The sequence below is a fragment of the Brevundimonas sp. CURTG3B2_SDJG genome, from assembly GCF_057364705.1.
In genome coordinates this window covers 1-12,697 of record NZ_JBNFOJ010000060.1, presented here as the reverse complement: position 1 = coordinate 12,697, position 12,697 = coordinate 1, and the positions used below count along the sequence as shown (strand labels likewise).

Sequence of the window (12,697 nt, the reverse complement as noted above, 5' to 3'; positions counted from 1 at the left end):
GGGCCACGCGGGCGACGCCCAGGCGGCTTTTCGGCGCCTCACCTCGGGGCGTGACGGATGCGGAGCGCGGCGGTGGTCTCGCGACCTGGTCCGAGGCGATGGTGGCGTTCTGGCCGGGGCGGATCAGGGCCAGTTCGGTCTCCGGCACCTGGGCGTCCAGCTCCAGCCGGCCGTCGCGCACGATGCGGAACAGCTCCACGCCGGGTTGGATGATCTGGCCGCGCGTCACGCTGCGGCTGACGATCAGCCCGGCGACCGGAGCCTTGATCGTGGCCTGGGACAGGCGGGTCTGGGTTTCCGACAGGGCCGCGCGGGCCGAGGCCAGGTTGGCGGCGGATGACCGCTGGTTGGCCAGGGCGGTGTCCAGCCCAGCCTGGCTGAGGAAGCCGCGCTCCTTCAGCTCCTGGGCCCGTGCCAGGGCCGCGTCGTCGCGCGAGGTATTGGCCTCGGCGGTCTGGACGGCCGCCTGCTGCTGGCGCAGCTGGGCGCGCAGGAGGGCGTCGTTCATCTGGACCAGGGGCTGGCCCTGGCGGACGTAGGCGCCCTCGTCGACATGGACCGCCACGGCGTTCAGGCCGCCGGTCTCGGCGCCGACCGGCACGTCCTCCCAGGCCGAGATGGAGCCCGACGCGGTCACGATGCGCGGCAGGTTCTGCAGCGTCGCCGTCTGGACGGTGACGGTCTGACTGCTGCCCCCGCCGCCGGCCTTGGCGTCGGACGTCTTGGCGTCTTCGCCATGGCCGCCGCAGGCGGCGAGTACGAGAGCGGACAGTGCGACGGCCGCGCCGGTCCAGGTGGTGCGAATGCTGATCGCCACTTTGTGCATCCCCTTTGTCGACCGGCGGAGGGGGAGCCGCGGGCCTGGTGCGGGACGCCATCGAGCGCCCCTTGTCATCCGCCGTTGATAACGTTCTCCGACGATATTCTCAAACGCCAAGTCAACGCCTTACGGCGATGTAATCGGTAACGAAACCAGTGGCGGACGGGACGGGGGCCGTCCGGGCGCATTGGCGCTTTGCGGCCCGTCGTGCTAGGCGCGCCGGACCATGACGACCCCTCCCATCGAACGCATCCGAAACTTCAGCGTGGTCGCCCACATCGACCACGGCAAGTCCACCCTGTCCGACCGCCTGATCCAGGTCACCGGCGGCCTGACCGCGCGCGAGATGTCGGCCCAGGTTCTCGACAACATGGACATCGAGAAGGAGCGGGGGATCACCATCAAGGCCCAGACGGTGCGCCTGCACTACAAGGCCAAGGACGGGCTGGACTACGTCCTGAACCTGATGGACACCCCGGGGCACGTGGACTTCGCCTACGAGGTGTCGCGCAGCCTGGCGGCCTGCGAAGGCTCGCTCTTGGTGGTGGACGCCTCGCAGGGCGTCGAGGCCCAGACCCTAGCCAACGTCTACCAGGCCATCGACAACAACCACGAGATCGTGCCGGTCCTGAACAAGATCGACCTGCCGGCCGCCGAGCCCGAGCGCGTGCGCGGCCAGATCGAGGACGTCATCGGCATCGACGCCTCCGACGCCGTCATGGCCAGCGCCAAGTCCGGCCTGGGCATCGAGGACGTGCTGGAGGCCGTCGTCACCCGCCTGCCGGCGCCCAAGGGCGACCTGGACGCTCCTCTGAAGGCCATGCTGGTCGACGCCTGGTACGACCCCTATCTGGGCGTGGTGCTGCTGGTCCGCGTCTTCGACGGCGTGCTGAAGGCCGGCCAGCGGATCAAGATGATGCAATCCGGCTCGACCCACCTGGTCGACCGTGTCGGCGTCTTCCTGCCCAAGAACACCCCAGTGGACCAGCTGGGGCCGGGCGAGGTCGGCTTCATCACCGCCCAGATCAAGGAGGTCGCCCACGCCGCCGTCGGCGACACCATCACCGACGAGAAGAAGCCCACCGCCGAGCCGCTAAAGGGCTTCAAGGAAGTGCAGTCGGTGGTGTTCTGCGGCCTGTTCCCGGTCGACGCCGCCGACTTCGAGGACCTGCGCGCCGCCATCGGCCGGCTGCGCCTGAACGACGCCAGCTTCACCTATGAGATGGAGAGTTCAGCCGCCCTGGGCTTCGGCTTCCGCTGTGGCTTCCTGGGCCTGCTGCACCTGGAGATCATCCAGGAGCGCCTGTCCCGCGAGTTCAACCTCGACCTGATCGCGACGGCCCCGTCGGTCGTCTACAAGATCAAGCTGCGCGACGGCTCCGAGATCGACTTGCACAACCCGGCCGACCTGCCCGACGTGATGCAGATCCTGGAAATCTCGGAACCGTGGATCAAGGCCACCATCCTGACGCCGGACGAATACCTGGGCGGGGTGATCAAGCTGTGCCAGGACCGCCGCGGCGAGCAGAAGGAGCTCTCTTACGTCGGCGCCCGCGCCCTGGTGGTCTACGAGCTGCCGCTGAACGAGGTGGTGTTCGACTTCTACGACCGGCTGAAGTCGATCTCGAAGGGCTACGCCTCGTTCGACTACGAGCTGACCGACTACAAGCCGGGCGACCTGGTGAAGATGTCGATCCTGGTCAACGCCGAGCCGGTCGACGCCCTGTCGATGCTGGTGCACCGTAACCGCGCCGAGACGCGCGGCCGCGGCATGGTCGAGAAGATGAAGGAGCTGATCCCGCCGCACCTGTTCCAGATCCCGATCCAGGCGGCCATCGGCGGCAAGATCATCGCGCGTGAGACGGTGCGGGCCCTGCGCAAGGACGTGACGTCCAAATGCTACGGCGGCGACGCGACGCGCAAGAAGAAGCTGCTGGAGAAGCAGAAGGCCGGCAAGAAGCGCATGCGCCAGTTCGGCAAGGTCGAGATCCCGCAGGAAGCGTTCATCGCGGCGCTGAAGATGGACGAGGATTGAGGAGGGCTCGCCTGATTTCTCGAGAGGGAGCTCCGCGTTCCGCGAGAAAAATCGTGCTAAGGGTATCGCGAGATGGGCGGGCGTTCAGGAATGACTAGAGGATACAAAGATCTAAAGGCGGAAGAAATCGACGAAATCCTTCAGCTCTGCGAGGCGGGTGAGAGAGCTAGGGATATCGCGGCTCGATTTGATATTTCCGCGAGCACCGTCGGCACGATCAAAAAGAATCACGAGGGGGCCGATCTTGAGACCATTCGTGAGGTTGTCGATGGTTGGCATAAGTATCGCCGATTCTGGCTCGCCCTATTCTCGGAGAAGAGAAATGCCTACGGAGCGGACGCGCCGATCCCGTTCTCGACGGTCGACATCAAGCGTGTGGCCAGTCAACTCGGCCTCGATCCGAATCCCTACGATCTGAAATACAACTCCAAAAGCCGGGGTGCTTTTCCAGAAGAGATGCGATCAGCCGCGCCCGCGGGTAAGGAGTGGCGCATATCCACTCGAGGAAAAGGCCTCTACGAATTTACCCTTCATAATCTTGGAGAAGGGATCATAACGCCTACGGCTGGTCTTGATCGGATCAAGATCCTGGATGCTCTTCCGAGCATTGTCGAGCGCTACGCACGAAAGGATGAGCAAGCACTTCTTGCAAGAATTCGATACAACAATCTCATCGGAATGTTTTTGGGGATATCGGTTTACCCTCTCCAGAGTCACTGGAAGACGAGCAATCTTGGTTCGCCGATCGAAGTCGACGAGCTATACGTAGGATTTGACGCCAACGGATGTCATTTTGTGGTTCCCGTGGAGGCCAAAAGTGCTGGTCTTCGCGAAAATATAACGGCCTCTCAGACCTTGGACGCTTACATGGCCACTAAGGCGCAATTCCCCAATGTTCGCGTTGTGCCGGTCGCGGCAAAAGTGTTGGATGCTTATGCGATAGCGATGTGGAAGCTCGATGTCGATTTGGAGACGGCTTCCGTTAGGTCTGTGTTCGAGCGACACTATGAGTTGTCGAGGAATCCGGTAGACGGATTGCAACAGCCCACGATGCTCGACCAAGAGATCGTTGGGTACTCGCCTGCCTCGTTTAACGACGAGGAGGCGTAGGCAGGTTTATTCAGCGGCGAGGAGCCGATCCGCTTCGATCTCGACTTGCTTTCGCTTCCGCGCGCCGCTCTTGCGATCCCGACGGATTACTTTGAAGGCGTTGCCGAAGAGCTCGGACGCCTCTTTCATGCTTAGCGACAACAGAGTTTGGTCGCCGAGCTTGAGGGTGTGCTCCGGCCGTTTCGGTTCCACCCCCAACGCCGCGATCAGCGCACTAGCGACAGCCTGGGCCATCGGAGGTGGTACCGCGTTTCCCACCTGTCGCGCGCCATGCCACTTGGTTTCGTGTAAGCGGAACCAGTCGGGAAAGCCATGCAGGCGCGCCATCTCGCGAACGGTGATGCAACGGTTGAGCCGATAATGAATGGGGCGAGGGCTGGTGAAGGCTCCGCGGGCCGCGTCGGTGCCGGCCCGCAGTGTGTTTGATACTCCATCCGGGGGCAGGCGGAAGAAGCGCGAGATCGGCTCGACCTCGCCCGGTGTCGTCTCGGAAAAGCGTCGCCGCGAGATCTCAGTGTGGTCGGTCCGGGCGCTCGAGGTCAGCACGTTAGGCTCCCAACAACGCACATAGCCGTAGCCCCACGCGTCCGGCCCGCCCCCACGCATCGACCAGGCGTACTCGCTGGGTGTGCGCCATGAACTGGTGGCGACGGAATCTCCACGATTCAGCCGCTCGAACTTCTCTGCGTCGGGCAAGTCGTCCAGGGCGTCCTTGCAACTGGGGCCTTCTGGCAGGGCCGACGATTTACTTCCCGCGGGTCGAGTGACCGCGGCCGGGTAGGCGGGGGTCGGTAGGCCCGTCTTGGCACCCATCAAGATCAGGCGCTCTCGGTTCTGCGGAACGCCGTAGTGGGCGGCGTTGAGCACCTTCCACGGCAGGGAGACCCGATATCCCGCCGCCTCGAACTCGGCGATGAGTTCTTCGAGGAAGGCGCGATGTCGCCCGACCGTGATCCCCTTGACGTTCTCGAAGACGAAATAGGATGCACCCAGTTCGCGCACGATTCGTACGAAGTCGCGCACCAGCGCGTTGCGCGGATCATCGAGCGCCCGCTGGCCGATCATCGAAAAGCCTTGGCAGGGAGCACCACCGAAAACTACGTCGACCTTCCGGTCGCCCAGTCCCGCAAGCTCGCGAATATCTGCTCCACTCAAGTCCTGCACAGACCGGGCGATGACGGTGGTTTCAGGAAAGTTGAAGGCATGGGCCGCCGCGTGAATCGGGTCGATCTCGATGGCTGCGACCACATCGAAGCCGGCCCGCTCGAAGCCAAGGCTCATCCCGCCCACACCTGCGAAGAGGTCCACGCCTATGGGCCGAGTCATGGGAAGCTCCTTACCGATTCTTGTGAACGATAGCCGCTCGGAGGGCGTTCGTCGATCGCCTTTTGTTCTCTTTTGCCGTCAGTGCGTGACGGATGCAACTCGAACGGGGTCGCAATAGTTGGAAAGCGTGCCTCCGATCGACCCGAAGCTCCTTGAACGGCCTGTCGAACCGAAACGCAGCGCGATCATGCGCGCGGTTCGGGGTAAGAACACCATCCCCGAGATGACCGTGCGCTCTGCACTCCATCGCGCCGGCTATCGGTTTCGGCTTCATCGAAAGGATTTGCCGGGACGGCCCGACATCGTGTTGCCGAAGCTAAAAGCCGTGGTGTTCGTGCACGGATGCTTCTGGCATCGGCACCCTGAATGCCGAGCGGCGAGTTCGCCAACAACTCGAGCCAGCTTCTGGCAAGACAAGTTCGCACGAAACGTAGATCGCGACGCGCGCAACCTACGCGACTTGGTCGAGGCTGGCTGGGCCGTTCATGTCGTGTGGGAATGCGAGACAAAGGGGCGACATCCGACCTTCTGGCCTTCGTTGCTGGCTTTCTTGAAGACGAGGACGTCAACGTCGGGAAGACGGTGACAATGCGGAACGAACGACAACGTTCGGGGCGGCTCACGGCGATTATCTGGCCTATCACCGGACGCAAGTGTTCATCGCCTAGCGCACGGCGACCTCGGGTGCTTTCGGCGCCCCAGACGGCTCCCGCTCGATAAGAGCTTGCGAAGCATTCGCAGTATCAATAGACCGACGGCGCTCTCCCCGAACCGCCCAAGTCGAAAGTGCCAGCCTGTGCGTAAGCGTCTTCTCGCCTCCACCGTCTTCACCTGCCTCATCGTCGCCGGCGCCGCCTCGGCCCAGTCGGCTGATCCGAACTCGCTGGACGAGGTGGTGGTCACCGCCGAGCGGGCGACCACGGCCACCAAGACCGACACGCCGCTGGTCCGCACGCCCCAGGCGATCAGCGTGATCGACCAGACCCTGATCGCCGACCGAGGCGCCCTGACCGTCCAGGAGACCCTGCGCTACACCGCCGGCGCGACGGCCGAGGCCTACGGCCTGGACACGCGCGGCGACGGCCCGACCCTGCGCGGCTTCAACTCGGCGCAGTACCTGGACGGGCTGAACAAGGTGCTGGGCTTCAACCTGGTCCCCCGCACCGAGGTCTATACGCTGGAGCGGGTCGAGGTGCTGCGCGGGCCGTCGTCGATGCTGTACGGCCAGGGCTCGACCGGGGGCGTGGTCAACTACATCTCCAAACGCCCGACCTTCGAGCGCGGCGGCGAGATCGCCGCCCAGGTCGGGTCGTTCGACCGCTACCAGGCGATGCTGGACTATCAGTCGCCGCTGAACGCCGCGGGAACCGTCGCCGGGCGCCTGGTCGCGGTGGTCCGCGACGCGGGCATGCAGACCGACCACGTCGACGACGACCGCGTGGTGATCATGCCGTCGATCAGCTGGCGGCCCGACGGCGACACCACCCTGACCCTGCTGGGCCTGTATCAGGACGACAGCACCGCCTCGAGCCAGCAGTTCCTGCCCTATGTGGCGACGCTTCAGGACAAGTTCCCGCGCCTGCCGGTCGACCGCTTCCTGGGCGAGCCGGACTACGACCGGCTCGACACCGACCAGTGGGGGCTGACGCTGCTGGCCAGCCATCGCTTCAACGACCGGATCGAGGCCAACGCCAACGTCCGCTACGTCGAGAGCTCGACCGAGTTCCGCGAGATCTATCCGGACGTCTATTCCAACGCCGAGAACCCCTTCATCGACCCGGCCAATCAGGTCCTGAACCGCTCGGCCTATGCGATCGATTCCGCGTCCGAGATCCTGACCGCCGACATCAACGCGACGGCGCGGTTCACCACCGGGCCGGTCAGCCACGTCGTGCTGGGCGGGATCGACATCCTGGACTTCCACAGTTCGTCGCAGAGCGGCTTCGGCCCGGTGACGCCGATCAACGCCTACAACCCCGTCTACGGCCAGCTGACGGGCGTGCCCGCCCTGGTCGCCCTGCCGGACCTGGATCAGACCCAGCTGGGCCTCTACGTGCAGGACCAGATGCGCTGGGGCGATCTGACTGTGGTGGCCGGCCTGCGCCGCGACCGGGCCGAACAGCAGACCGCCGGCTCGCCCAAGCAGGTCGACGAGGCGACCAGCATCCGCGTCGGCGCCATCTACGCACTGCCCGGCGGCGTGTCGCCCTACGTCAGCTATTCGGAGTCCTTCCTGCCCATCGCCGGCCAGGACGTGTACGGCGTCGCCTTCCGCCCGCAGGAAGGCGAGCAGGTCGAGATCGGCGTGAAGTGGCGGCCGTTCGCAGGCGCCCTGGTCACTCTGGCGGCCTACGACCTGACCGAGACCAACCGTCAGATCAACGACCCGGACAACGTCACCAACGTCATCCAGACCGGCGAACTGAACGGCCGGGGCGTCGAGCTGGAGGCCAGCTGGGTCAGGCCGCGCGACTGGACCGTCACCCTGGCCGCCAGCCACGCCAGGACCGAGGTCAAGAACGGCTCGTTCGCCTATGAGATCGATCGCCAGCTGTCCGACACGCCCAAGACCTTCGCCTCGGCCTGGGCGGTGAAGACCCTGTCGCTCCGGAACGACGTCGACCTGCGTGTCGGCGGCGGGGTGCGCTATGTCGGGGCCAGCGAGTCGATCGGCCCCAGCGTGACGGTGCTCACGCCGTCCTACACCCTGGCCGACGCCCTGGTCGGGGTGGACTTCCGGCAATGGTCGCTGAACGTCAGCGCGACCAACCTGTTCGACGAGCGGTATTTCGCGCCGTGCCGCTTCTTCGGCGACTGCTTCACGGGGCTGGGCCGCAACGTGGTGGCCACCGTGGCCTACCGGTTCTAGGGCGGACGGGCGTGAAACACGGCGCGCTCAGAGGCTGGTTCCTGGTTCACAAGTGGACCAGCCTGGTCTGCACCCTGTTCCTGCTGCTGCTGTGCCTCACCGGCCTTCCGCTGATCTTCTGGGAGCAGATCAGCCACCTGACCGGCGGCGAGATGGAGCCGCCGCCGATCGCCGCCGGCGCCCAGCCCGCCAACATCGACACGCTGGTGGCAAAGGCCGTGGCCAAATATCCCGGCGACGTCCCGCTGTTCTTCGGCTGGGACGATCATTCCCACGCCGTCTACGTCAACACGGGCGCCGAGCCGGCGACCCCGCCGGCGCGGATGAACACCATGGTGATGGATGGCTACACCGGCCAGGACATGCAGGCCCCGCAGTTCAACACCGGGATCATGTACGTCTTCTACCGGCTGCACACGGACCTCTACGCCGGCCTGCCGGGCTATCTGACGCTGGGGCTGATGGGGATCCTTTTCGTGGTCTCCACCGTCTCGGGCCTAGTGCTCTACGCGCCCTTCATGAAGAAGCAGCCGTTCGGCGTGTTCCGGACGGGCAAAAGCCGAAGACTGGCCTGGCTGGACCTGCACAATCTCCTGGGCGCGGCGACGGCGATCTGGGTGCTGACGGTCGGCGTCACCGGCGTCATCAACACCGTCGCCGGGCCGCTGGAGGCCCTGTGGCAGGCCAAGGCGGTGTCCGAGTTCGCCGCCCGGTACGAGGGGCGGCCAACGCCGACCCGCTTCGCCTCGGTCGACCAGGCGATCAGGACCGCGCGGGCGGCGGAGCCCGGGATGAAGCCCGCCTTCGTCAGCTGGCCGGGCACGGGCTACAGCGGCGACCACCACTACGGGGTCTTCATGGTCGGGGCGACGCCCCTGACCGAGCGGCTGTATCGGCCCGTGCTGATCGACGCCGAGACGGGCGAGCTGACGGCCAAGCCGCGGCCGCCCTGGTACATCACCATGCTGCTGCTCAGCCAGCCGCTGCACTTCGGGGACTACGGCGGGCTTACGCTGCGCATCCTGTGGGCCCTGTTCGACATCGCCGCCATCGCCATCCTGATCAGCGGCGTGGTGCTGTGGCTGCGCCGGTCGCGCGACAGGGACCGCTTCGAGCGGCTGAAGGCGGCGCACGGCCTGGGGCCGGCGCGATGAAGGCCCGCTATCCGATCCGGCCGTTCGCCGTCCCCGCGGTTCTGGGCGTCTTGTGCGCGTTCGGCCTGGTGGCGGCGCTGCTCAGCGACGGCGCTATGGAGACGGCGGCGCTGACGGCGCTGGGACTGGTCGCCATGGTGGTGACGGTCAAGCTGGTCCGGCGGACGCGCTAGGCCGTCCGCGCTGCACGCCGGAGCGCCTGGGGCGGCTGGCCGAAGGCGCGCAGGAAGGCCCGGCGCATCCGGCCAGGATCGTTGAAGCCGGCCTGCTCGGCGATGCGGTCCAGCGGCGCGCGGGTGGTCTCCACGGCGTTGCGCGCGGTCTCCAGGCGCAGGCGTTCGACGGCCTTGGCCGGGGTGGTCCCGGTCTCGGCGGCGAAGGCGCGGGCGAAGTTGCGCGGGCTCATGGCCGCCTGGTCCGCCAGACGTTCGACGGTCAGCGGTTCGGCCAGCCGTGGGCGCATCCAGTCGATCAGGTCGGCGAAGCGGCCCGTTCGGCCGCCCAGATCGACCAGGGCCGAGAACTGCGACTGGCCGCCCGGCCGGCGCTGGTGGACGACCAGTTGCTGGGCGACGCGGCGGGACAGATCGGGCCCCAGATCCTCCTCGATCATCGCCAGGGCCAAGTCGATGCCGGCGGTGATGCCGGCCGAGGTCCAGACGTCGCCGTCGCGGATGAAGATGCGCTCGCCGTCCAGCGTCACCTTCGGATAGCGCCGCGCGAAGTCGGCGGCGGAATCCCAGTGGGTGGTGGCGCGTCGGCCGTCCAGCAGGCCGGCCTCGGCCAGCACATAAGCGCCCGAGCAGACGCTGGCGATCCGCCGGGCGGGAACGCGCCGCAGCCAGGCGATCAGCTCGTGGATCTCGGCCAGGGTCCGCAGGCCGTCGCCGCCGGCGACGACGACGGTGTCGAACGGCCCGTCGCCCAGGGGCTCCGTGGCGACCGAGAGGCCCGAGGAGCCGGCCACCGGGCCGCCGCCCGGCGACAGCAACATCAGGTCGTAGCTGCCCGGGCGGAAACGACCCGCGATCTCGAAAGCGCTGGAGGGGCCGATCGCGTCCAGCAGCTGGCATCCTTTGAAGACGACGACGGCGATGGTCCGGGTCATGGCGGAAATCGCCCGATTAATGTCATTTCGGACATAGAGCGGCGCGCGCATCCTGGAGTCAAGCCAAGGAGAAGACCGATGCCCGTTCCCTTCCGCCTTCGTTTCGTCGCCGGCCTGGCCGGTTGCCTCCTCGCCCTGTCCGTCGCGACGGCCGCGTTCGCCAAGCCCCTGGTGGTGATCCTGGCGGACCACCGGGGAACGTCGCGACCGACCTGATGGCGCCCTATGCGATCCTGGCCGAAAGCGGCGCGGTCGAGGTGAAGGTGGTGGCCGCCACCCTGGAGCCCGCGCGGCTGACGCCGGGCGCGGCCTGGGTCAAACCCCAGATGACCCTGGCCCAGCTGGCCGCTGGGCCTCGGCCCGACGTGGTGATCGTGCCGGCGCTGGAGATCGAGGACGACCCGGCCCGGAACGCCTGGCTGCGGGCGCAGGCGGCGCGGGGGTCGCGGATCGTGTCGATCTGCAACGGGGCCATGGTGCTGGCTGCCGCCGGTCTGCTGGAGGACCGCGCCGCGACGGTGCACTGGTACAGCCGGCGCCGGATGGAGAAGCGCTATCCGGACACGACCTGGCGCCAGACGTGCGCTGGATCACCGACGGGCCGATCACGACCGACGGCCGGGATCAGCGGCGGGCGAGCCGCGACGCTGCAGCTGCTGCGCGAACTGGCCGGCGAGGCCGTGATGCGCGAGACGGCGCGGCGCCTGGCGTTGCCCCTGCCGGATCAGGCGCACGACGGGCGGGACTATCGCCTGACCCTGAAGGGCATGGGGGTGACGGTCGGCAATCGGATCGCCTTCTGGAACCATGAGACGGTCGCCCTGCCGCTGACTCCCGGCTTCGACGAACTGGCGTTCGGGACGGCGCTGGACGCCTGGTCGCGGACCTATCGCTCCAAGGCCTGGGCCACCGGCGCGCCGGCCACCGTCTCGCGCCACGGGCTGACGGTCCATCGCGCCGAGACCATCCCCGGGCGGTTCGACCGGACGCAGACCCTGCCGGGACCGGACGTCGCGGCGCGCACGTTCGACCAGATCCGCCAGGCCTACGGCGAACCCACCGCCCGCTTCGTGGCCCTGCAGTTCGAGCATCCCTGGGGCGCCGTCAGCGCCTGGTGACGGCGCGCGATCCAGGGAGACACGCGGGCCGAACCGGGCGAGGATGGCCGCCGACCTCGCGGGAGACGACCATGGCTGACCAAACCTCCTCGCCCTCGGCGCGAACGAAACGGCTGGCCGTGCTGATCGACGCCGAGAACGCCTCGGCCCGGATCGCCGAGGCGCTGTTCACCGAGATCGCGACGCTGGGCGAGGCCTCGGCCCGGCGCATCTACGGCGACTTCTCCAGCGCCCAGCTGGCGGGATGGACGCGGGTGCTGGCCCGGTTCGCGATCCAGCCGCAGCAGAATTTCGCCAACACCAAGGGCAAGAACTCGGGCGACATCGCCCTGGTGATCGACGGCATGGACCTGCTGCACTCGGGCCGGTTCGACGGCTTCTGCCTGGTGTCGTCCGACGCCGACTTCACCCGGCTGGCCTCGCGGATCCGGGAAGAGGGCGTCGACGTCTACGGCTTCGGCGAACAGAAGACGCCCGAGAGCTTCCGCCAGGCCTGCACCCGCTTCATCTACACCGAGAACCTGAGCGCGCCCGCCGCCGAGGACGCCGCCGCTCCCGAGAAGGCGGCGCCGCAGGCCAAGCGCAAGCCGTCCGAGGCCGCGCGACTGATCGCCGCCGTCATCGCCGACATGGACGAGGACGGCGACGGCTGGGTCACCGTGGGCGGGATCGGCAACCGGCTGCGCAACGCCTATCCCGACTTCGACCAGCGCACCTACGGCCACGCCAAGCTGTCGGACCTGATCCGCGCGACAGGGCGGTTCGACGTGCAGACCGGCGCGGGTGGGGCGATGCGGGTGCGCGACAAGGCCTGAGGGGTCAGCGGGCTCCGGTCAGGTCGCTCCAGCGCCAGGCCGCGGTTCCCAGCGCCACCTTGGGCGCGCCGGGGCCGTCCGCCAGGGCGATGACGACGAAGCCGCGCACCCCTTGCGTGCGGCAGGCGCGGGGGGCGAAGGCGATCTCGGCGGCGATGGCCTGGCGGACCCCAGCCAGGCCCTTGCCCTCCTGGCCCGGGTTCTGGATCCAGTCGCCGTTCCAGACCAGCAGGGCGCGGCTGTTCGCGCTGAGGGTGCTGGTGCGCCTGGCCCACCGCGGCCTGGATGTCGGGATCGTCCCGCAGCGCGTTCGTGCAGTCGCCGGACCATGTCGCAGGCCCC

Annotated in this window: 12 protein-coding genes and 1 pseudogene; 9 read left to right on the top strand and 4 right to left on the bottom strand. The window is 67.3% G+C overall.

The annotated features are described in order from the left end of the window. The coding region (locus AC2W7C_RS06030) for an efflux RND transporter periplasmic adaptor subunit (RefSeq protein ID WP_486000631.1) at positions 1–826 on the bottom strand (826 nt) is incomplete at its 3' end. 220 nt (positions 827–1,046) lie between these two features. Between AC2W7C_RS06030 and lepA the strand changes: the two genes are divergently transcribed. Together lepA and AC2W7C_RS06020 are read left to right on the top strand one after the other, a co-directional pair. Further along, positions 1,047–2,855: a translation elongation factor 4 gene (gene lepA / locus AC2W7C_RS06025; RefSeq protein WP_486000630.1), complete on the top strand. Its 1,809-nt coding sequence runs from the start codon at positions 1,047–1,049 to the stop codon at positions 2,853–2,855. Positions 2,856–2,945: 90 nt separating this feature from the next. Next, a complete protein-coding gene (locus tag AC2W7C_RS06020) occupies positions 2,946–3,965 on the top strand; it encodes a helix-turn-helix domain-containing protein (RefSeq protein ID WP_486000629.1) in 1,020 nt (339 codons plus the stop codon). Between the two features lie 6 nt (positions 3,966–3,971). Here AC2W7C_RS06020 and AC2W7C_RS06015 read toward each other — a convergent pair whose 3' ends face one another. After that, entirely contained in the window at positions 3,972–5,291 is a 1,320-nt protein-coding gene (locus AC2W7C_RS06015; protein WP_486000628.1) for a DNA cytosine methyltransferase, read from the bottom strand. A 127-nt stretch (positions 5,292–5,418) separates the two neighbouring features. Here AC2W7C_RS06015 and AC2W7C_RS06010 point away from each other — a divergent pair, with 127 nt between their 5' ends. From AC2W7C_RS06010 to AC2W7C_RS05995, 4 genes are all read left to right on the top strand, one after another. Then, positions 5,419–5,877: a very short patch repair endonuclease gene (locus AC2W7C_RS06010; protein ID WP_486000627.1), complete on the top strand. Its 459-nt coding sequence runs from the start codon at positions 5,419–5,421 to the stop codon at positions 5,875–5,877. Between the two features lie 210 nt (positions 5,878–6,087). After that, on the top strand, positions 6,088–8,160 hold the full coding sequence (locus AC2W7C_RS06005; protein WP_486000626.1) for a TonB-dependent siderophore receptor: 2,073 nt from the start codon (positions 6,088–6,090) through the stop codon (positions 8,158–8,160). A gap of 11 nt (positions 8,161–8,171) precedes the next feature. After that, positions 8,172–9,314 (top strand): PepSY-associated TM helix domain-containing protein, encoded by a 1,143-nt coding sequence (locus tag AC2W7C_RS06000; RefSeq protein WP_486000625.1) that lies wholly within the window; start codon positions 8,172–8,174, stop codon positions 9,312–9,314. Beyond that, a complete protein-coding gene (locus AC2W7C_RS05995; RefSeq protein ID WP_486000624.1) occupies positions 9,311–9,487 on the top strand; it encodes a hypothetical protein in 177 nt (58 codons plus the stop codon). Before AC2W7C_RS06000 ends, AC2W7C_RS05995 begins: the two co-directional genes overlap by 4 nt. Here the strand turns inward: AC2W7C_RS05995 and AC2W7C_RS05990 are convergent. Then, the gene (locus AC2W7C_RS05990) at positions 9,484–10,422 is read right to left on the bottom strand and encodes a GlxA family transcriptional regulator (RefSeq protein WP_486000623.1); all 939 of its coding nucleotides are present in this window, start codon (positions 10,420–10,422) and stop codon (positions 9,484–9,486) included. The two genes, AC2W7C_RS05995 and AC2W7C_RS05990, sit on opposite strands and share 4 nt — an antisense overlap. A gap of 78 nt (positions 10,423–10,500) precedes the next feature. Between AC2W7C_RS05990 and AC2W7C_RS05985 the strand changes: the two genes are divergently transcribed. The 3 genes from AC2W7C_RS05985 (at position 10,501) to AC2W7C_RS05975 (ending at position 12,355) form a co-directional block, all read left to right on the top strand. Continuing rightward, the gene (locus tag AC2W7C_RS05985; protein ID WP_486000622.1) at positions 10,501–10,638 is read left to right on the top strand and encodes a hypothetical protein; all 138 of its coding nucleotides are present in this window, start codon (positions 10,501–10,503) and stop codon (positions 10,636–10,638) included. Further along, a complete protein-coding gene (locus AC2W7C_RS05980; RefSeq protein ID WP_486000621.1) occupies positions 10,638–11,540 on the top strand; it encodes a DJ-1/PfpI family protein in 903 nt (300 codons plus the stop codon). The genes AC2W7C_RS05985 and AC2W7C_RS05980 overlap by 1 nt, the downstream gene beginning before the upstream one ends. Before the next feature lie 71 nt (positions 11,541–11,611). Beyond that, a complete protein-coding gene (locus tag AC2W7C_RS05975; RefSeq protein ID WP_486000620.1) occupies positions 11,612–12,355 on the top strand; it encodes an NYN domain-containing protein in 744 nt (247 codons plus the stop codon). Positions 12,356–12,359: 4 nt separating this feature from the next. Here AC2W7C_RS05975 and AC2W7C_RS05970 read toward each other — a convergent pair. Beyond that, positions 12,360–12,697 (bottom strand): annotated as a pseudogene (locus tag AC2W7C_RS05970) (hypothetical protein); the annotation flags it as partial.